General features: G+C 63.9%; 19 protein-coding genes. 13 read left to right on the forward strand and 6 right to left on the reverse strand.

What is annotated here, in order from left to right:
* Positions 1-151 precede the first annotated feature (151 nt).
* From BG457_RS15180 to ftsZ, 8 genes are all read left to right on the forward strand, one after another.
* Positions 152-2,140 carry an AsmA family protein gene (locus tag BG457_RS15180; protein WP_071798198.1) on the forward strand — a complete coding sequence of 663 codons (1,989 nt, stop codon included), beginning with the start codon at positions 152-154 and terminating at the stop codon, positions 2,138-2,140.
* The gene (locus tag BG457_RS15185; RefSeq protein ID WP_139257798.1) at positions 2,137-3,402 is read left to right on the forward strand and encodes a hypothetical protein; all 1,266 of its coding nucleotides are present in this window, start codon (positions 2,137-2,139) and stop codon (positions 3,400-3,402) included. The genes BG457_RS15180 and BG457_RS15185 overlap by 4 nt, the downstream gene beginning before the upstream one ends.
* A gap of 50 nt (positions 3,403-3,452) precedes the next feature.
* Positions 3,453-3,797, forward strand: coding sequence for a cupin domain-containing protein (locus BG457_RS15190; protein WP_071798201.1), 345 nt, complete (start codon positions 3,453-3,455; stop codon positions 3,795-3,797).
* A gap of 46 nt (positions 3,798-3,843) precedes the next feature.
* A complete protein-coding gene (gene murB, locus BG457_RS15195) occupies positions 3,844-4,812 on the forward strand; it encodes a UDP-N-acetylmuramate dehydrogenase (RefSeq protein WP_071798203.1) in 969 nt (322 codons plus the stop codon).
* Between the two features lie 50 nt (positions 4,813-4,862).
* Positions 4,863-5,783 carry a D-alanine--D-alanine ligase gene (locus BG457_RS15200; protein WP_175546812.1) on the forward strand — a complete coding sequence of 307 codons (921 nt, stop codon included), beginning with the start codon at positions 4,863-4,865 and terminating at the stop codon, positions 5,781-5,783.
* Positions 5,771-7,006, forward strand: a complete 1,236-nt coding sequence (locus BG457_RS15205; RefSeq protein ID WP_084657668.1) for a cell division protein FtsQ/DivIB — start codon at positions 5,771-5,773, stop codon at positions 7,004-7,006. Before BG457_RS15200 ends, BG457_RS15205 begins: the two co-directional genes overlap by 13 nt.
* Positions 7,006-8,340 (forward strand): cell division protein FtsA, encoded by a 1,335-nt coding sequence (gene ftsA / locus BG457_RS15210; protein WP_071799213.1) that lies wholly within the window; start codon positions 7,006-7,008, stop codon positions 8,338-8,340. Before BG457_RS15205 ends, ftsA begins: the two co-directional genes overlap by 1 nt.
* Positions 8,341-8,524: 184 nt before the next feature.
* Positions 8,525-10,225: a cell division protein FtsZ gene (gene ftsZ / locus BG457_RS15215; protein WP_071799214.1), complete on the forward strand. Its 1,701-nt coding sequence runs from the start codon at positions 8,525-8,527 to the stop codon at positions 10,223-10,225.
* Positions 10,226-10,303: 78 nt separating this feature from the next.
* Here ftsZ and BG457_RS15220 read toward each other — a convergent pair whose 3' ends face one another.
* Positions 10,304-10,972: an SDR family NAD(P)-dependent oxidoreductase gene (locus BG457_RS15220; protein WP_071798205.1), complete on the reverse strand. Its 669-nt coding sequence runs from the start codon at positions 10,970-10,972 to the stop codon at positions 10,304-10,306.
* Between the two features lie 175 nt (positions 10,973-11,147).
* Between BG457_RS15220 and BG457_RS15225 the strand changes: the two genes are divergently transcribed.
* The 5 genes from BG457_RS15225 (at position 11,148) to BG457_RS15245 (ending at position 14,509) form a co-directional block, all read left to right on the forward strand.
* Entirely contained in the window at positions 11,148-11,579 is a 432-nt protein-coding gene (locus BG457_RS15225) for a L,D-transpeptidase (RefSeq protein WP_071798208.1), read from the forward strand.
* Between the two features lie 138 nt (positions 11,580-11,717).
* Entirely contained in the window at positions 11,718-12,185 is a 468-nt protein-coding gene (gene nrdR / locus BG457_RS15230; RefSeq protein WP_071798210.1) for a transcriptional regulator NrdR, read from the forward strand.
* A 3-nt stretch (positions 12,186-12,188) separates the two neighbouring features.
* Positions 12,189-13,277: a bifunctional diaminohydroxyphosphoribosylaminopyrimidine deaminase/5-amino-6-(5-phosphoribosylamino)uracil reductase RibD gene (gene ribD / locus BG457_RS15235; protein ID WP_071798212.1), complete on the forward strand. Its 1,089-nt coding sequence runs from the start codon at positions 12,189-12,191 to the stop codon at positions 13,275-13,277.
* Positions 13,278-13,421: 144 nt separating this feature from the next.
* Positions 13,422-13,874 (forward strand): nucleoside deaminase, encoded by a 453-nt coding sequence (locus tag BG457_RS15240; protein WP_071798214.1) that lies wholly within the window; start codon positions 13,422-13,424, stop codon positions 13,872-13,874.
* 5 nt (positions 13,875-13,879) lie between these two features.
* A complete protein-coding gene (locus tag BG457_RS15245; protein ID WP_071798216.1) occupies positions 13,880-14,509 on the forward strand; it encodes a hypothetical protein in 630 nt (209 codons plus the stop codon).
* A gap of 52 nt (positions 14,510-14,561) precedes the next feature.
* Here BG457_RS15245 and BG457_RS15250 read toward each other — a convergent pair whose 3' ends face one another.
* From BG457_RS15250 to BG457_RS15270, 5 genes are read right to left on the reverse strand one after another with little or no spacing between them, the layout of a single operon-like run.
* Positions 14,562-14,957: a F0F1 ATP synthase subunit epsilon gene (locus BG457_RS15250; RefSeq protein WP_071798218.1), complete on the reverse strand. Its 396-nt coding sequence runs from the start codon at positions 14,955-14,957 to the stop codon at positions 14,562-14,564.
* 11 nt (positions 14,958-14,968) lie between these two features.
* Positions 14,969-16,393, reverse strand: a complete 1,425-nt coding sequence (atpD, locus tag BG457_RS15255) for a F0F1 ATP synthase subunit beta (protein WP_175546813.1) — start codon at positions 16,391-16,393, stop codon at positions 14,969-14,971.
* 14 nt (positions 16,394-16,407) lie between these two features.
* Entirely contained in the window at positions 16,408-17,277 is an 870-nt protein-coding gene (locus tag BG457_RS15260) for a F0F1 ATP synthase subunit gamma (protein WP_071798220.1), read from the reverse strand.
* A gap of 22 nt (positions 17,278-17,299) precedes the next feature.
* Positions 17,300-18,838 carry a F0F1 ATP synthase subunit alpha gene (gene atpA, locus BG457_RS15265; RefSeq protein ID WP_071798222.1) on the reverse strand — a complete coding sequence of 513 codons (1,539 nt, stop codon included), beginning with the start codon at positions 18,836-18,838 and terminating at the stop codon, positions 17,300-17,302.
* Entirely contained in the window at positions 18,838-19,404 is a 567-nt protein-coding gene (locus BG457_RS15270) for a F0F1 ATP synthase subunit delta (RefSeq protein WP_071798224.1), read from the reverse strand. Before BG457_RS15270 ends, atpA begins: the two co-directional genes overlap by 1 nt.
* Between the last annotated feature and the right edge of the window lie 206 nt (positions 19,405-19,610).

Consider the following 19,610-nt stretch of genomic DNA (forward strand, 5'->3'; position numbering starts at 1 on the left):
CCAGCCTTCCTGTTTCATATGGCAGGACGTGTTGCAAGTCCCGTCCCATGCGCGAAATCCTGCCATAGGGGATTTTGCCCAAGACAGGCTGGCCTTGCAGCGATAGATTCGCGCCAATGCGCGGGTGTGACCGTTTCGGTTCGGAGGAAAAATGCGTCTGATCAAAGCCCTGATTGCCATGTGTGTCGGTCTGGTTGTCCTCATGGGGGCCGCGCTCTTCCTGCTGCCGACCCAGCGCATCGCCACATTGGCCACGGAACAGTTCCAGCTTGCGACCGGGCGCACGCTTGTTCTCGGCGGGGCGGTGAAGCCCAGTTTCTACCCGGTGATCGGCGCCACCGCGCAGGATGTCACCATCGGCAATCCCGATTGGGCGGGCGCGGGGCCGATGCTGGAAGCGGGCGAGATGGATATCGGGCTGAACCTTGCCGCGCTGATCCGCGGCGATATCGAGGTCAGCCGCGTCGTGATCCAGAACCCGCGCCTGCATCTGATCCGCGACCGAGAAGGCCGCGTGAACTGGGATTTCACCCGCGCGGCCACGCCTGACGAGGCTGTGGCCGCTGGTGCCCCGCCTGCAGAGGTTCGCGCGCGCAATGTCTCGCTGGCCGAGGCGCGCATCATCGGCGGCAGCGCCCGGATCGAGGATGCGCAATCGGGCCGCGACCTGCGTCTGGCCGGGCTGGATGCGACCCTGCGCATGCCCGCGCTGACCGGCCCCGCCGAATTGCGCGCCGCTGGCCAGATGAACGGCCAGCCTTTCGAGGTGACCGCCTCGACCGACAATGCCGAACGCTTCCTCTCCGGCGCAGTGACCCAAGTGATGCTCGACACCACTGCTGCCGGGTCCAGCATCACTTTCGCAGGCCGCATGGGGCTTGCGGATCTGGCGCTGGACGGCCAGCTTGCCGCCAATATCCCCGCGCTGCGCCCGCTGATGCAGCTTGTGGGCGAAGTGGGGGGGGATATCGACGCCTCCTATCTGCCGCTTGGCCTGAACGGGCAGCTTACCCGCACCGCAGACGGGCGGCTTTTCGCGCGCGAGGCGCAGTTCCGGGCGGGCGGGATCCGGCTCGCGGGTGCCGCCGATCTGGCGCCGGGGGGCGAACGCCCCCGCCTGACCGGGCAGTTCACCGGCGATGTGCTGGATCTGCGCTCTGCCGGTGGCGCGGGGGGGGATGCGGGCGGCGCAGCCCCCGAGGGCTGGTCCCGCGCGCCCATCGACGCCTCTGCCCTTGGTCTCCTTGATGCCGATGTCTCGGTCACGCTGAACGGGCTGCGCACCGATCTGACCACTCTGGGCCGCACACGGCTGGGCGTGACCATCGACCGCGCGCGGGCCGTGCTGGATCTGCGCGAGGTGGCGCTCTTCGGCGGGCAGGTCGCAGGCGAGTTCGTGATGAACAACCGCTCCGGCCTGTCGGTGGGCGGCAATCTGCGCTTCCGGGGGATCGATCTCTTGCCCCTGCTGACCGAAATGGCCGAATACCGGCGGCTTCAGGGGCAGGCCAATTTCGATCTGCAATTCCTTGGCGTGGGCAATTCCATGCATGCGATCATGCAATCTTTGCGCGGTGACGGACGAATTGATTTTTCACAGGGTGAAATAATCGGCTTCGATCTGGCCGGAATGTTGCGAAACCTGGACATGTCCTACATGGGAGAGCGGAATCGTACCGTATATGACCGGGTTACTGGCACATTTGCGATATCAGACGGGGTTTTGCGCAATTCTGACCTGCGTCTGGAGGCATCGGGCTTCTCGGTGACTGGCGAAGGCGCGATAGGCCTTGGCGCGCGCAATCTGGATTTCCGTCTGGTGCCTGCCGCGGTGCGCGGCGAGGACACATTCCGCGTGCCGCTGATGATCACCGGCCCATGGTCCGAGCCGCGTTTTCGGCTGGACCTGGAAGCACTTGCGCGCGAACAGATGCGGGTTGAGCAGGAGCGGCTGGAAGAAATCGCCCGCGAAGAAGCCCGCCGTCTGGAAGAGCGCACCCGCTCGCAACTGGAAGAGCGCTTGCAACGCGATCTGGGGATGGAACGGCAAGAGGGCGAGCGCGTTCAGGACACAATCCGCCGCGGCGTAGAGCAGGAAATCGGCAACCGCTTGCAACGCCTGCTGGGGGGCGGGAATTGAGGGCGGTTCCGGAGATCAGGGATGCGGATAGCCTGAAGGCTTGGCTGGAGGCATTGCCGCAGGGGACGGAGGCTGAGCGCGAAGAGGCGCGACGTTGGGCCGTGGCGATTGCGCATCGCGCAGCGATGCGGGTTTTGCCAGTGGAATGGGGTGGAACCGCTGCGCCACCAAGCACGGATACATCGATAGCGTCTTTTTTCCAGGAGCTGCCTTGTCTGATGATTTCTGGTTGCGCTGCAATGAAGGGCATTACTGCGCTTGTGGACAATGCGGAATATGCAGCGCAAAGTGAAGCGACATCAGACGCGGCATCGTTTGCAGTTGCGGCAATAGGCTTGCTCCCCGAGATCAATGCCAAAATGGCGTCAACCGGAATTGACAGTGCTTGCAAGCTATCCGAGCAGGTTCTTGGCGTGCCTGAACAAGACTACTGGTCCAGCTTGGGGGCAGAAATTCAGGCAGCAACTGGCCTGACTGACTACATGTCAAAGCCGTTAGCCGACAACGCGCCCTATCTTATTAATAAATGGTCCGTGTTGCGCCCGCAAGTTCTGGCGCTGGGCGAGGGCTGGCGCTTCTGGGTGGAGTGGTATGACAGCGCCCTCCACGGTCGCCCGCAGGATTACGACCTGCTGACCAAGATCGCCCTGATCGACCCCAAGGACTGGGACAAAGGCGCTGATCACGTCAATGCGTTAATCCAGAGGATTGTTGCAGAACATCAGGAGCGCCCGCCAATCGCGCCCGTGAAGCTAACACCAACCATGATCAGGCGCGTCCAGTCGTCGGTCCAAGAGAATGGACCAGTACTTGCGCTTCAACTTGGCGCACTTATGGACGTTGCTGATCAAGAGATTGAGCGCATCCGTTGTACCAACAGTTTGGAGCCAGATATTCGCGATGGAATGCTGGGCGCACTCAATAAGCTAAAAGAGGCTGCAACAGAAATTCTTGACCTGTTGCCGAAATTTGGGGTGCAGTCGGTTGAAGAAATAGAACATATCGCAAGCTGGGGAGTGGTTCTGAAAGAACAGGCGCAGCACTGGAATATTGAGGCCAAGAAATTCGTCGCTGGCAGGCCGGCAGACGAACGGGTGGTTTTCGCAGGTCGTCTTGCCTTGGCCTCTGCCGTCGCTGGTTCATTGGGCCTTATGGGGCTTGGGACATTCGCCGCAGTCGCAGGGGGCGCTATACTACTCAAGGACAAGCTTGATATTCCGAAAGCAATAAATGCGATCAAGTCGGGAACTCCACCATCTTAACCCGTCCGCCCTGAAGCACCGCCCATTCCTTCGCCCAATGGAGCCACCCCATGCCGCACCTGCATCTGACTCTCCCGCTCGACCGCGCGCCCGATGAAATCACCCGCCCGGACCCTGCCAAACTCATCGCGGGCGACCAGGTGCACAGCACATGGCTCGCCGAAGACCGCGCGCCGCTTTACGCGGGAGTGTGGCACTCCACCCCCGGCAAATGGCGGGTCAGCTATGACGAATGGGAATATTTCCACGTCCTGACCGGGCGCGGCACCCTGACCGATGCGACCGGTCAGACCACCCCCTTGGAGCCCGGCGGGCGGCATATCCTCCGCCCCGGTTTCAGCGGCATATTCGAGGTGATCGAAGACCTGACCAAGGACTTCGTGATCCTGACCTGACACGCGCTCTCGACAAGCCCCACGCAATCGCGCTACCTCATGCGCCATGACACCTGATCTGATCCAAACGCGCGGCACGCTGACGCCGCAAAAACCGCTCGACAGTCTGACATGGCTGCGCGTGGGCGGACCTGCCGACTGGCTGTTCCAGCCTGCCGATGCCGAGGATCTGAGCGATTTTCTGCGCGCGCTCGACCCGGAAATCCCTGTGTTTCCAATGGGGGTAGGCTCGAATCTGATCGTGCGCGACGGCGGCATCCGCGCGGTGGTGATCCGGCTGGGGCGCGGCTTCAACGGGATCGGGATCGGCCAGACCATCACGGCGGGCGCGGCGGCACTTGACGCGCATGTGGCGCGCAAAGCGGCGGATGGCGGGCGCGATCTGACCTTTCTGCGCACCATTCCGGGCAGTATCGGGGGCGCGGTGCGGATGAATGCGGGCTGCTATGGCACCTATGTCGCCGATCACCTGATCGAGGTCGAGGTGATGGACCGGACGGGGCTGCGCCATGTGCTGCCTGCGGCGGAGCTGAAGCTCGCCTATCGCCATTCGGACCTGCCCGAGGGCACGATCATTCTGGGCGCGCGGTTTCAGGCACCCGAGGGCGACCCGGCGGCGCTGCATGCGCGGATGGAGGAGCAGCTTGCGCGGCGCGATGCGACCCAGCCCACGAAAGAGCGCAGCGCCGGATCGACCTTTCGCAACCCGGCGGGGTTTTCCTCGACGGGGCGTGCGGATGACACGCATGAGTTGAAAGCCTGGAAGGTAATCGAGGATGCGGGCTTGCGCGGCGCACGGCTGGGCGGCGCGCAGATGTCGCCCAAACACCCGAATTTCCTGATCAATGCGGGCGGGGCCACGGCGGCGGATCTGGAGGCGCTGGGCGAGGAAGTGCGAAAAAGGGTTTTGCAAGCGCGTGGGATTTCGCTACACTGGGAAATCATGCGGGTCGGCGAAGCCGTGCCGGATGCACAGGTGCCAAAGCTACGGTTGAGCGCCGAAGAGAACGAATAACGCCCGGAAATTCGGGCAAAAAAAGGCCGCAAAGGCCAGAGGCAGTGGGAATGGGCATGTCGAGCAGGGCAGCCCCCCGGATATGTGTGCTGAAAGGCGGACTCTCGTCAGAGCGAGAGGTGTCGCTGTCCTCAGGGCATGAATGCGCGAAAGCGCTGCGGGTGGCAGGATATGAGGTGATCGAGCTGGATGCGCGCGGCGATGTCGTGCAACGTCTGGTCGAAATCGCGCCGGATATCGTTTTCAACGCGCTGCATGGCCGGTTCGGCGAAGATGGCTGCGTTCAGGGCATTCTGGAATGGCTGCGCATTCCCTATACGCATTCGGGTGTGCTGGCATCGGCGCTGGCAATGGACAAGGAGCGCTCGAAAGCGGCTTTCCGGGTGGCGGGGCTGCCGGTTGTGGCGTCGTGTCTGGCGCCCAAATCCGATGCGATGGCCGCGCATCTGTTGACGCCCCCCTATGTGATCAAGCCCAATAATGAGGGCAGTTCGGTCGGCGTCTATCTGGTGCAGGAGGGGGCAAACCGCCCGCCAGCCCTGTCAGAGGACATGCCCGAGACAGTGATGGTCGAGGCTTTCGCGCCGGGGCGGGAGTTGACGACGACCGTCATGGGCGACCGCGCGCTGACGGTCACGGATATCCTGACCGATGGCTGGTATGATTACGACGCCAAATACAAGCCCGGCGGGTCGCGCCATGTGGTGCCTGCCGATATCCCCGCTGATATCCATGATGCCTGTCTGGATCTGGCGCTGCGGGCGCATCAGGTGCTGGGCTGCCGGGGTGTCAGCCGCACCGATTTCCGCTGGGATGAGAGCCGTGGCCTGGAGGGGCTGATCATTCTGGAAGTGAACACCCAGCCGGGCATGACGCCGACATCGCTGGTGCCTGAACAGGCCGGGCATTGCGGGATCAGCTTTTCCGATCTGTGTCGCTGGATGGTGGAGGATGCCTCATGCGACCGCTAGACCCGGATGATCGCGACGCGCCGCTATCCGCGCTGAGCGATGCGCAGGGGTTCTGGGATCATCTGGGGGCGGCGCGCGCCGAGGAATATGCGCAGGAGGATATCCTGCCGATCAGCGCGGTGCCGCGCGCGCGCGTACCCGCACCGGCGGCGCGCGGAGCGTCCGCCGAGAGGTTTGATATCGGGGATTGCCGCCTGGGCAGTCTGGATCACACTCTGCAGGCGCGTGGCGCGGCAGACGCTGTTGCGCCGGACCTGATGCAGGCCGATCACGGCGCGGTGGCGCCGGAGCAGCCTGTCCTGCCCGAGCAGATCGCGGGATTCGCGGCCGTGGCACCGCCTGCGGCACCGCGCAGGGGCAAGGCGCGGCGGCGGCGTTTCGGCGCGGGGCGCGTGGGTTACCGGATGCAGCGTATCTGGCTGACGCCGGCCTATCGCGCTTTTTTCAAATACGGCCTGCCTGCGCTTGCCGTGGTGTCTGCGGTCGCCCTCTATTTCTCGAACCCGGTCAATCGTGAGGCGCTCGCTGGCACCATCGAGGCGATGTATTCGGCCTTTGTGGACCGTCCCGAATTCATGGTGACAGAGCTGAGATGGCATGAGGTCACGCCGGAACTGGATGCGGCGCTTTCGGCGCGGCTGGATCTGGATCTGCCGCAATCCTCGTTCCGGCTGGATCTGGATGCGCTGCGCGCCGAGATCGAGGCGCTGGACTGGGTGCGCTCTGCCGATCTGCGGCTTCTGTCCGACGGGGTGCTGACGCTGAGTGTCATCGAGCGCGTGCCTGCGATCCTGTGGCGCAATGGCGGCGGGCTGGAACTGCTGGATACCGAAGGGGTGCGCGTGGCCTATGTTGCCAGCCGCGACATGCGGCCCGATCTGCCTCTGATCGCGGGGGCGGGCGCGAATGAGCAGATCCGCGAGGCGCTGGATCTGCTGGATGCCGCCGCGCCGCTGGGGGAACGGCTGATCGGTCTGGTGCGGATCGGCGAACGGCGCTGGGATGTGGTGCTGGACCGCGATCAGCGCATCCGCCTGCCCGAGACCGATGCGCTGGCAGCCCTTGAGCGCGTGATCGCGCTGGAACAGGCGCAGGATCTTCTGACCCGCGATCTGGTCGTGGCGGATCTGCGCAACCCCGCCCGTCCCGTTCTTCAGATCAGCGCCGGGGCGATGGACACCCTGCGCGAAATACGCATGCAATCCCAGGAGTCTTTTCGATGATGATGGATCCCTACGCTTCGCAACGCGCCATGCGCCAGATGCGCCGCACTGCCATGCAACGCAGCGTGATTGCCGTGCTGGATATCGGCACCTACAAGATCGCGGCGCTTGTACTGAAGCTTGAGACCGGGGCCGAGGATCTGTCGCGGGCCGGAATCGGCAATATGGCAGGTCAGGTTGGCATGCGGGTGATCGGTGCGGGCACAACGCGCTCCAGCGGGGTGCGCTATGGCGAGGTTTCGGCCATGGCAGAGACCGAAAGCGCGGTGCGCACAGCGCTTCAGGCCGCACAGAAAATGGCGCAGACCCGTGTTGATCATGTGATGGTCTGCCTGTCGGGGGGCAATCCGCGGTCCTATGGGCTGGCGGGTGATGTTGAGATCACTGACGGGTTGGTCGGCGAGAATGACATTGCGCGTGTGATGGCGGCCTGTGACATGCCCGATTTCGGGGCAGGGCGCGAGGTGCTGCATGCCCAGCCGATCAATTTCGTGCTGGATCACCGCTCTGGCCTGTCCGATCCGCGCGGGCAATCCGGGCGCAAACTGTCCTGCGACATGCATCTGGTGACGGTGGATGCAAGCCTTGTGCAGAATATCTGCAATGTTCTCAAGCGCTGCGATGTCGAACTGGCCGGGATCGCGTCCAGCGCCTATGCCTCGGGCATGTCGGCGCTGGTCGAGGATGAGCAGGAGCTTGGCGCGGCCTGTATCGATCTGGGCGCGGGCAGTTCCAGCGTGTCGATCTTCATCAAGAAACACATGATCTACACCGATTGCGTGCGCATGGGGGGCGGGCATGTCACATCGGATATCTCCAAGGGTCTGCAGATCGATTTTGCCACCGCAGAGCGGATCAAGACAGTGCATGGGGGCGTGCAGGCGACCTCGATGGATGATCGCGAGATGATCGCGCTCTCGGGCGATAGCGGGGACTGGGACAAGGATCGTCGCCGTGTCAGCCGGGCCGAGCTGATCGGCATCATGCGCCCTCGGATCGAGGAGATTCTGGAAGAGGTCCGCGCGCGGCTGGATGCGGCAGGGTTCAGCCATCTGCCCAGCCAGCAGGTCGTGCTGACCGGGGGGGCGGCGCTGGTGCCGGGGCTGGACGGGCTGGCCGCGCGCATCTTCGGCCAGCAGGTGCGCCTTGGCCGTCCGATGCGGGTGCGCGGCTTGCCTCAGGCGGCGTCGGGGCAGGCGTTTTCCAGCGCTGTGGGCATGTGTCTTCTGGCCACGCGGCCGCAGGATGAGTGGTGGGATTTCGACCTTCCGGTCGAGACTTACCCGGCGCGCTCGCTCAAGCGGGCAGTCAAATGGTTCAGAGACAACTGGTGATCGCAAAATCAAGTGTCGGGGCCGAAATTCGGCGGAAAACCGCATAAAAGTTGCCAGATATGGTGGGAATTTGTGAGATTTTTGATGACCTCGGCTTGTAAGCGCTGTAGGATTCAAGAAAAATCAGGCACCCGAAGCGCTCGACTGGCAAGAGCGTCGGCAAAAGAGAGGCGGAGTGAGTGACATGGCTTTGAATTTTTCGGAAGCGCCCCGGCAAACTGACCTTGCCCCACGCATCACGGTCTTCGGTGTGGGCGGCGCAGGCGGGAATGCTGTCAACAACATGATTGAGAAGCAGCTTGAGGGTGTCGAATTCGTCGTGGCGAATACCGATGCGCAGGCGCTTCAGCAAAGCCGTGCCAGCGGTCGCATCCAGATGGGCGTCAAGATCACCGAAGGGCTGGGCGCGGGGGCACGCCCCTCTGTCGGCTCTGCCGCTGCCGAAGAGACCATCGAGGAAATCATCGATCATCTGGCCGGGTCGCATATGTGCTTCATCACCGCCGGTATGGGCGGCGGCACCGGCACCGGGGCGGCGCCGATCATCGCGCAGGCCGCGCGCGAACTGGGTGTGCTGACGGTGGGTGTTGTCACCAAGCCTTTCCAGTTTGAAGGCAACAAGCGCATGCGCCAGGCCGAAGAAGGGATCGAGGCGCTGCAGCAGGTGGTCGATACGCTGATCATCATTCCCAATCAGAACCTGTTCCGTCTGGCCAATGAGCGCACCACTTTCACCGATGCCTTTGCTATGGCCGATGACGTGCTCTACCAGGGCGTGAAGGGTGTGACCGATCTGATGGTCCGTCCGGGCCTGATCAACCTCGACTTTGCCGATGTGCGCGCGGTGATGGATGAGATGGGCAAGGCCATGATGGGCACCGGCGAGGCCGAGGGCGAGGATCGTGCGATCCATGCCGCCGAGAAGGCGATTGCCAACCCGCTGCTGGACGAAATCAGCCTGCATGGCGCGCGCGGTGTGCTGATCAACATCACCGGCGGCTATGACCTGACCCTGTTCGAATTGGACGAGGCCGCAAACCGTATCCGCGAGAAAGTGGATCCGGATGCGAATATCATTGTCGGCTCGACCCTTGATCCGTCGATGGAGGGCACGCTGCGCGTGTCGGTCGTCGCCACCGGGATCGATGTGGGCGAAAAGGCGCAGGCCGAAGAGCTTCCGCGCCGCAGCTATGCCGAGCCCGTGCGCGCGCCGTTGGCCGAAAAGCCCGCCGCACGGCCCGAACCCGCTGCTGCCCGCCCCGAGCCCGCACCGCGCCCCGAGCCCGTGCGTCTGGCCGAAGCCGCGCCGCAGCCGGTTGCTGAGACTGCGCCGGAGCAGCAGAATCTGTTCTCCGAAGAACCTGTCCGCCGCCCCGCCCCGATGCCGCAGCGCCCGGTCGCGCAACAATATGAACCGATCGAAGAGCCGGTGCGTCAAGCGGCAAGCTATGCGCGCGAAGACAGCTTCGACATTGACTCGGTGCTGTCCGAGCGGGGGCATCCGGGCGCGCAATCCTATGGCCATGCTTCGGAAGCCGCTTTCACCGCGCCGCGCCGTCAGATGGCGGGCACCCCTTCGCCCGAGACACTGGCCCGGTTGCAGCGCGCGGTGCAGAAAGCGCCCGAACATGCTCAGGCGCGTCCGGCAGCGCAGGCGCCGCGCCCTCAGCCTATGGCCGAGCGTGAACCGGAAAGAGGATCGCGTTTCGGGATCGGCTCGCTGATCAGCCGCATGGCAGGGCATGGTCACGAGCCGCAGCAGGCGGCCCATGCACAACAGCGCCGCGTCGCGCCGCCGGTCTCGCATTACGACGAAGAGGTGGCCCCGGCTGCATCCGAGGACCGGATCGAAATTCCGGCCTTCCTACGCCGTCAGGCCAACTGAGCCGGGCAAGCGCCTTCAAAGACAGCAAAAAGCCGGCATTGCGCCGGCTTTTTTCATGCGTTTCGCGTGGATCGCAGATCAGCTTTCGATCAGTGCGGCCATGCGCTCGGCTTCCTGCATGCAAGGCGTGAGCGTCGCGCGGTTCTCGCCGGGGTAGAAGCGGGCGCGCAGGGCGGTGGGCATGGCGGCGGCGTGCTCGATCAGCACGCGTGGGCCGGTCTTGGTGCTTTCTTGCTGCCATGCCCGCGCTAGTGCGATCTGGGCGGATTTGGAGGCGCCATAGGCGCCCATGAATTTCCCGCCTGCGATCTGATCCTCGACGAAGAGCGCCGTGGCGCGGGCAGGGGCCGCCACCAGAAGTGGCGCCACCATCGGGATCAGGAACCCGGTCGCGCGGATATTGATCGCCACGCATTTGTCCCAGTCCTTGAGCGCGATGTGATCGGCGGGGCTCATGGGCGGGGCCTGGATGGCAGTATGCGCCCAGAGATCGAGATGCCCCCAGCGGTCATGGATGTCGCGGCACAGATGCCGGATCGCATCGTCCTTGGTGATGTCCATGGCGGCGAGCGTGGCGCTGCCGCCGCGCGATTTGATACGGTCGTCAAGCTCTTCCAGCGCGCCCATCGTGCGCGCCAGAGCCACGACATGCCAGCCGCGCGCGGCCAGCGTTTCGGCCAGTGCCGCCCCCAGACCGCGCGAGGCGCCGGTGACGAGGGCAATTTTCTTGTCGGATGCTGTGTTCATGCCCGCTCCCATCCCACCTTGCGCCAGATTCGGCAAGAGGGGAGGGCGCTTTTGAGAAGGCCCGCGTCACTGTGTCAATCGGCAAGAATCCGCTTGACTCGAATCTTTTCCTGCGTCGCACTGATTTGGGTCCGTTCCGGGCAGATTTGAACAGATCTTTTTCGGATGAGGCCCCATGTCACGATCGCTGGTTCCGGCGCTTTTCTCTGCGCTCGTCCTGACCTTTGCGGCCCTGCCTGCGCAGGCTGACCGGCTTGTTGCGCGCGTCAGCCTTTCGGCTCAGGTCATGCATGTCTATCACCACGGTCAGTTGCTCTATGAATGGCCGGTCTCGACCGCGCGCAGCGGCAAGATCACCCCCACGGGCACCTGGCGGCCGCAATTCCTGTCGCGCAATCACCGCTCCAGCCGCTACAACAATGCGCCCATGCCCTATGCAGTGTTTTATTCCGGGCATTATGCGATCCATGGCACGGATGAGATCGGGCGTCTGGGGCGTCCGGCTTCGGCCGGATGTGTGCGGTTGCATCCGAGCAATGCGCGCACCTTCTTCGACATGGTGCGCGCCGAAGGCATGGCGCAGACCCGCGTGATCGTGGTGCGCTGAGCGGGCGGCACTTTCTGAGTCTCCGAGGCAACATGCCGCGCCCCATGATCTGGTGGGGTATCATTCATGCTACCCAAAGCATCGGGGTTTGCCTATAGTCCTTGCGGAGAGGTCTGGAACAAACCCGAGGGAGAGGACATGCGCTGTCCGTTTTGCGGCAATACCGATACGCAGGTGAAGGATTCACGCCCCGCAGAAGACCATGGCGCGATCCGAAGGCGGCGTTTCTGCCCGGCCTGTGGCGGGCGCTTCACCACCTATGAACGGGTGCAGTTGCGCGATCTGGTGGTGGTGAAATCGAACGGGCGGCGCGAGGCCTTTGACCGCGAGAAGCTGGAACGTTCGGTGCGGATCGCGATGCAGAAACGCCCGATCGAGCATGAGCGGATCGACCAGATGATTTCCGGCATCGTGCGGCGGCTGGAAAGCATGGGCGATACCGATATCCCCTCGAAGATGATCGGCGAGATCGTGATGGAGACGCTGGCGCGGATCGATACAGTGGCCTATGTGCGCTTCGCCTCGGTCTACAAGAACTTTCAGGAAGCCGATGATTTCGACAAATTCGTGTCGGAGCTGCGCCCTGATCCCAAGGATGCCGGGTAGGTTGTGACCAGCGAGACGGATCGTCGCTTCATGCGGCTGGCCATCGCGCTGGGTCAGCGCGGGCTGGGACATGTCTGGCCCAATCCGGCGGTCGGCTGCGTGCTGGTGCGCGATGGTCAGGTGCTGGCGCGCGGCTGGACCCAGCCCGGCGGCAGACCCCATGCCGAGGCCATGGCGCTGGCGGCCTGCGATGCGCGCGGGGCGACCGCCTATGTCAGCCTTGAGCCCTGCGCCCATCATGGCAAGACCCCCCCCTGTTCCGGGGCGCTGATCGCGGCGGGCGTGACGCGGGTGGTGACGGCGCTGACCGACCCCGATCCGCGCGTGGCGGGGAAGGGCCATGCGATGCTGCGCGCCGCCGGGATCGAGCTGGTCGAGGGGGTCGAGCGTGAGGCCGCGCGCGCCGCCAATGCGGGCTTTCTGCTGCGCGTGGCTGAGGGACGGCCCTTGGTGACGCTGAAACTGGCGCTGACGCTGGACGGGCGGATTGCCACCGCCTCGGGCGAGAGCCGCTGGATTACGGGGCCGGAGGCGCGGCGCATGGTGCATCTGATGCGCGCGCGCCATGATGCGGTGCTGATAGGGGCCGGGACCGCGCGCGCCGATGACCCGGATCTGCGGGTGCGGGGACTGGGTGTGGCACATCAGCCGGTGCGGATCGTGGCCGCGCGGGGGCTGGATCTGGCCCCGTCGGGGCGGCTTGGGTCCAGCGCGCGCGAGGTGCCGGTCTGGCTGCTGCATGGGCCGGGGGCACCTGCGGCGCAGCGCGCCGCCTGGCAGGCTGCGGGGGCGGAGCTGATCGCACTGGAGGGCGGCTACGAGGCGGGCGCCATGCTGCAGGCGCTGGGCGCGCGCGGGCTGACGCGGGTGTTCTGCGAAGGGGGCGGGGTGCTGGCGGCGTCGCTGCTGCGCGCGGGGCTGGTGGATGAGCTGGTGGTCTTCTCGGCGGGCAAGCTGATCGGGGCGGAAGGGCGCGCGGGCGTCGGCGCATTGGGGCTGACGGCGCTGGCGGATGCGCCGGGCTTTGATCTGGTCGAGCAGCGGGCGCTGGGGGGCGATGTGCTGCATCGCTGGCGGTGCAGGCGCCGCTGAGGGGACAGGGGGGCCTTGCCCCCAGCGGCAGAGCCGCTTCCCCCCAGAGTATTGGGGGCAAGAAAATGACTGTGAGAATTGTATCTTGTCTCTGCCCTTGATCAGGGCTTGCGAGGAGTGCAACGCTGCGCCAAGGCTGGCGGCATGACAGGTTTTCGCTCTTATATGGATTTGGCGCTGCGCGAGGCGCGGGCGGCGGCGGCGCGCGGTGAAGTGCCGGTGGGCGCAGTTGTGGTCGCAGCCTCGGGGGATGTGATCGCGCAGGCAGGCAACCGCACGCGGGAACTCTGTGATCCGACAGCGCATGCGGAGATTCTGGCCTTGCGGGCGGCCTGTGCGGCGCTCGGGCAGGAGCGGCTGACGGGCTGCGATCTCTATGTGACGCTGGAGCCCTGCCCGATGTGCGCAGCGGCGATCTCGAACGCGCGGATTGCGCGGCTTTATTACGGGGCGGGTGATCCGAAATCGGGGGGCGTGGCGCAGGGGCCGCGCATCTTTGCCCATCCGCAATGCCATCATGTGCCGGAAGTCTATGACGGGATCGGCGCGATCGAGGCGACAGCGCTCTTGCAGGGGTTTTTCACGCGGCTACGGTGAGGGCCATGGAACAGATCATTGCCTATTGCGAACGCACAGATTTCACCTATTGGAGCGAGCCGGTCAATGCGCTGAGCAATGGTGCCTTTCTGCTGGCCGCGCTCTGGGTCTGGCCGATGACGCGGGGCCTGCCGCTGGCACGGGGCATGGCGGTGATGCTGGCGGTGATCGGGCTGGGCTCGTTCCTGTGGCACACGCATGCGACGCGCTGGGCGGCGCTCGCCGATGTGCTGCCGATCCTGGGCTTCATCCTGCTCTATCTCTTCGCGGCGACGCGGGATTATCTGGGCGCATCCGGGGTGGCGGCAGGCGCAGTGACGTTGGCCTTTCTGCCCTATGCGGTGGGTTTTGGCTGGGCGCTGGGGCTGATCGTGCCGGGGCTGGGGGCGAATGCAGCCTATCTGAGTGTCGCGGCTCTGATCGCGGGGTATGGGCTTTATCTGCGGGGCAGCGCCACGGGGCGGGGCTTGCTGATCGGGGCTGCGATCCTGTGTGTCTCGCTGGGGTTCCGGATGCTGGACAGGCCCATCTGTGCGGCGTTTCCGCTGGGCACGCATTTTATGTGGCATATCCTCAACGCCGTCATGCTGGGCTGGATGATCCGGGTCTATTGCCGCCATCTGCGGCGTGCATGACAAAGCCCCGGCCTTGCGGGGCCGGGGCTCTGGATGGTCATTCAGCGAGGGATCAGGCCAGCGCCGCGATGGTGCGTTCCAGATCGCCTGCGGCCTTGTCCAGCACGTCCTTGTCCGGGCCCGACAGGCTGGCCGCCTTCTCGCGGGTCTCGGTCAGCAGCGCCTCAAGCACCGCGCGGCCCTCGGGGCCAGCGGCGAAGGCGCGTTCGGCCAGAACCGTGGTGCCCGCAGGCGTGATCTCGGCAAAGCCACCGGTCACGACATAGCGGGACTCGCCGCCTTCGCCTTCGGTGATCAGGATACCGGGGCGGAGCGTGGTGATCATCGGCGCATGCTCGGGCATGGCGGTCAGATCACCTTCAGCGCCGGGGATCTGCACCGCCCGGACAGCACCCGAGGCAAGCTTGCGCTCGGGGCTGACGAGGTCGAATTGCATCGTATCGGCCATGATGGACCCCCTTAGGCCGCAGCGGCCAGACGCTGCGCTTTTGCGATCACTTCGTCGATATCGCCGACCATGTAGAAGGCGGCTTCGGGCAGGTGGTCATATTCGCCAGCCACAACTGCCTTGAAGGAAGCGATGGTTTTCTCCAGCGGAACCTGAATGCCGTCCGAACCGGTGAAGACCTTGGCCACGTCGAAGGGCTGCGACAGGAAGCGCTGGATTTTCCGGGCGCGGGCCACGGTCAGCTTGTCCTCTTCCGACAGTTCGTCCATCCCGAGGATGGCGATGATGTCCTGAAGCGACTTGTAGCGCTGGAGGATCCCCTGCACGTCCCGCGCAACCTGATAATGCTCTTCGCCCACAATCTGCGGGTCCAGAATACGCGAGTTGGAATCGAGCGGGTCCACAGCCGGGTAGATGCCGAGTTCCGAAATCGCGCGCGACAACACGGTGGTTGCGTCGAGGTGCGCAAACGAGGTTGCCGGTGCCGGGTCGGTCAGGTCGTCGGCAGGCACATAGATGGCCTGCACGGAGGTGATCGAGCCTGCCTTGGTCGAGGTGATGCGTTCCTGCAGCGCGCCCATGTCGGTGGCGAGCGTCGGCTGGTAGCCCACAGCCGAAGGGATACGGCCCAGAAGTGCGGACACCTCGGACCCTGCCTGGGTGAAGCGGAAGATGTTGTCGACGAAGAACAGAACGTCGGTGCCGGACTGGTCGCGGAACTGCTCGGCCAGTGTCAGACCGGTCAGAGCCACACGCGCACGCGCACCGGGAGGCTCGTTCATCTGGCCGTAAACCAGTGCCACTTTCGACTCGTCGAGCTTTTCGAGGTTGATAACGCCCGATTCGATCATCTCGTGATAGAGGTCGTTGCCTTCGCGCGTCCGCTCGCCGACACCGGCGAAGACCGAGTAGCCCGAGTGCACTTTGGCGATGTTGTTGATCAGTTCCATGATGAGAACCGTCTTGCCCACACCGGCGCCGCCGAAGAGGCCGATCTTGCCGCCCTTCGAGTAGGGGGCCAAGAGGTCGATGACCTTGATGCCGGTCACGAGGATCTGGCTTTCGGTCGATTGCGCATCGAAACCGGGGGCGGGCTGGTGGATGGCGCGGCGCTCGGTCGCCTCGACCGGCTTGCCTTCGTCCACGGGCTCGCCGACGACATTCAGGATGCGGCCCAGAGTGGCGTCGCCCACCGGCACCATGATCGGCTCGCCGGTATCGGTGACGGTCTGGCCGCGCACCAGACCTTCGGTTGCGTCCATCGCGATGGTGCGGACGGTGTTTTCGCCAAGGTGCTGCGCGACTTCCAGAACAAGGCGCTTGCCGTTATTGTCGGTTTCCAGCGCGTTCAGGATGGGGGGCAGCTCGCCGTCGAACTGCACGTCCACGACGGCGCCGATCACCTGTGTGATTTTGCCTTTGGTTGCCATTGTCATCTCTCTCCGGGTTCTCAGAGCGCCTCGGCGCCCGAAATGATCTCGATAAGCTCTTTGGTGATCGCGGCCTGACGCGAGCGGTTATACTGGATCGTCAGACGGTCGATCATGTCGCCCGCATTGCGCGTCGCATTGTCCATGGCGGACATCCGCGCGCCCTGCTCGGAAGCGGCATTTTCCAGAAGAGCGGTGAAGATCTGCGTGGTCACGGAACGCGGCAGCAGGTCTGCCAGGATCGCTTCCTCCGAGGGCTCGTATTCATAGAGCATCTCGGCGCCGGCCTCTTCCGGTACTTCGGCGGGAATGATCTGCCGGGGCGTCGGCACCTGACTGATCACCGATTCGAAGCGGTTGAAGAAGATCGTCGCGACATCGAATTCGCCCGCATCAAACATCTCGAAAATCTTCTTCGAGATGTCGGAGGCGTTCTCATAGCCCACGCGCTTGACTTCCGACAGGTCGATATGGCCGACCAGATGGGCGCCCAGATCGCGCTTGAGCTGTTCGCGGCCCTTCTTGCCGACCGTCAGGATCTTGACGGTCTTGCCCTCGCTCACCAGTTTTTCCGCCCGGTAGCGCGCGATTTTCACGATGGACGAGTTGAACCCGCCGCACAGCCCGCGCTCTGCGGTCATGACGACCAGCAGATGCGTCTGGTCGCTGCCGGTTCCGGCGAGAAGTTTCGGTGCCGTGTCCGATCCCGCGACAGAAGCCGCGAGACCATTGACCACATCGGCCATCTTTTCGGCATAGGGGCGCGCGGCCTCAGCCGCGTCCTGGGCGCGGCGGAGCTTCGCCGCCGCGACCATCTGCATGGCTTTGGTGATCTTGCGCGTCGATTTGACGCTGCCGATCCGGTTTTTCAGATCCTTGAGGCTTGGCATGAGTTGACCCTCTTACCCGCCCTCAGGCGAAGTCTTTCGCGAATTCGTCGAGCGCTGCGCGGATCTTCTCTTCCAGTTCGCCTTTCACCTTGCGGTCATTGTTGGTGATGTCATCGAGCAGCGCCTTGTGCTTGCCGCGCAGATGCGCCAGCAGGCTCTTCTCGAAGCGACCCACATCCTTGACCGCGATAGTGTCCAGATAGCCTTGGGTGCCTGCGAAGATCACGCAGACGATCTCGGCATTGGTCAGGGGCGAATACTGTGCCTGTTTCATCAGCTCGGTCAGGCGCGCACCACGGTTCAGCAGCTTCTGGGTCGAAGCGTCGAGATCCGAGCCGAACTGCGCGAAGGCCGCCATTTCGCGATATTGTGCGAGTTCCAGCTTCACCGGACCGGCGACGGATTTCATCGCGTCGGTCTGGGCCGAAGAGCCCACGCGGCTAACACTCAGACCGGTGTTCACAGCCGGACGGATACCCTGATAGAAGAGTTCCGTTTCCAGGAAGATCTGACCGTCGGTGATCGAGATCACGTTGGTCGGGATGAAGGCCGACACGTCGCCGCCCTGAGTTTCAATGATCGGCAGTGCGGTCAGCGAGCCCGAGCCGAAATCCTCGTTCAGTTTCGAAGAACGCTCCAGCAGGCGGGAGTGCAGGTAGAACACGTCACCGGGGTAGGCTTCGCGGCCCGGCGGACGACGCAGCAAGAGCGACATCTGGCGGTAGGCCACGGCCTGTTTCGACAGGTCATCATAGATGATCAGCGCGTGGCGGCCATTGTCGCGGAAATGCTCGGCCATCGAGGTGGCGGCATAGGGGGCAAGGAACTGCATCGGTGCCGGATCGGACGCGGTAGCCGCGACGACGATCGAATATTCGATCGCGCCGGTTTCTTCCAGCTTCTTCACCAGCTGCGCCACGGTCGAGCGCTTCTGGCCCACAGCGACATAGATGCAGTAGAGTTTCTTCGACTCGTCGCTGCCAGCAGCCTCGTTATAGCTTTTCTGGTTCAGGATCGTGTCGAGCGCCACAGCGGTCTTGCCGGTCTGACGGTCGCCGATGATCAGTTCTCGCTGGCCACGGCCGATCGGGATCATCGCGTCCACCGATTTCAGGCCGGTTGCCATCGGTTCATGCACCGATTTCCGGGGGATGATGCCGGGGGCTTTGACATCGGCAATCGCGCGGCCGGACGCCTCGATCGGGCCTTTGCCGTCGATCGGGTTGCCAAGCCCGTCCACCACGCGGCCCAGCAGGCCATCACCCACCGGCACGTCCACGATGGATTTGGTGCGCTTGACGGTATCGCCTTCTTTGATGCCGCGGTCATCGCCGAAGATCACGATCCCCACATTGTCGGTTTCAAGGTTCAGCGCCATCCCGCGGATACCGCCGGGGAACTCGACCATCTCGCCGGCCTGAACATTGTCCAGACCATGCACACGGGCGATCCCGTCACCGACCGAGAGCACACGGCCCACTTCGGCAACTTCGACATCCTGACCGAAGTTCTTGATCTGCTCCTTGAGGATGGCAGAAATCTCAGCAGCTTGGATACCCATTATCCGACCTCTTTCATGCTGTTCTTGAGGGCCGCGAGCTTCGCGCGGATCGAACTGTCGATCATTTGCGAGCCCACCTTGATGACAAGACCGCCGATGAGGGTTTCATCGACGGCCAGTTTGAGATTGATGTCCTTGCCGACACGCGCTTTCAGCGTTTTCACGAGATCGGCCTGCTGTGCGGTGCTCAGCGGCTTTGCCGATGTGACCTCGGCGGTGATCTCGCCTTTCTCGGCGGCAATCAGGGCGCGCAGGCTGGCCAGCACTTGCGGCAGCGTAAACAGGCGCCGCTTGTTTGCCATCAGCCCAAGCGCGCCGGTGACGGTCTGCGAAAGCTTCATTTTCTTTGCAACAGCGGTAATCGCATTGGCCACCTGGTCGCGCGAATAGACCGGCGAGGTGACCAGGCTGCGCAGATCGGCGCTTTCGGTCAGCGCGCCATCCAGCGCATTGACATCACTTTCGAGGGATTTGAGAGATTTGGACTCTTTGGCCAATTCGAAGATTGCCGTGGCATAGCGCTGGGCTACACCAGAGGAGATCGAAGCTGGTTCGGACACGTCCACCCTTCCATCTGTTCTGCACCCAGACCTCGCGCTGGCCTGATGCGATGACTGCTACTTACGACGCGGCATGTGAATTCGGCGCGGGTTTAGCAGAGGGGTTTTGATGCTGCAACCGCCAAGGTCACGTTCTTGTAAGCGATGGGACGATTAATTCACACGCTTCTGCGACAATCCGCCTCAGGCTTGCGCTACCAACGCCCCTTGCG

The sequence above is a fragment of the Natronohydrobacter thiooxidans genome, assembly GCF_001884735.1.
GTDB lineage: Bacteria > Pseudomonadota > Alphaproteobacteria > Rhodobacterales > Rhodobacteraceae > Roseinatronobacter > Roseinatronobacter thiooxidans_A.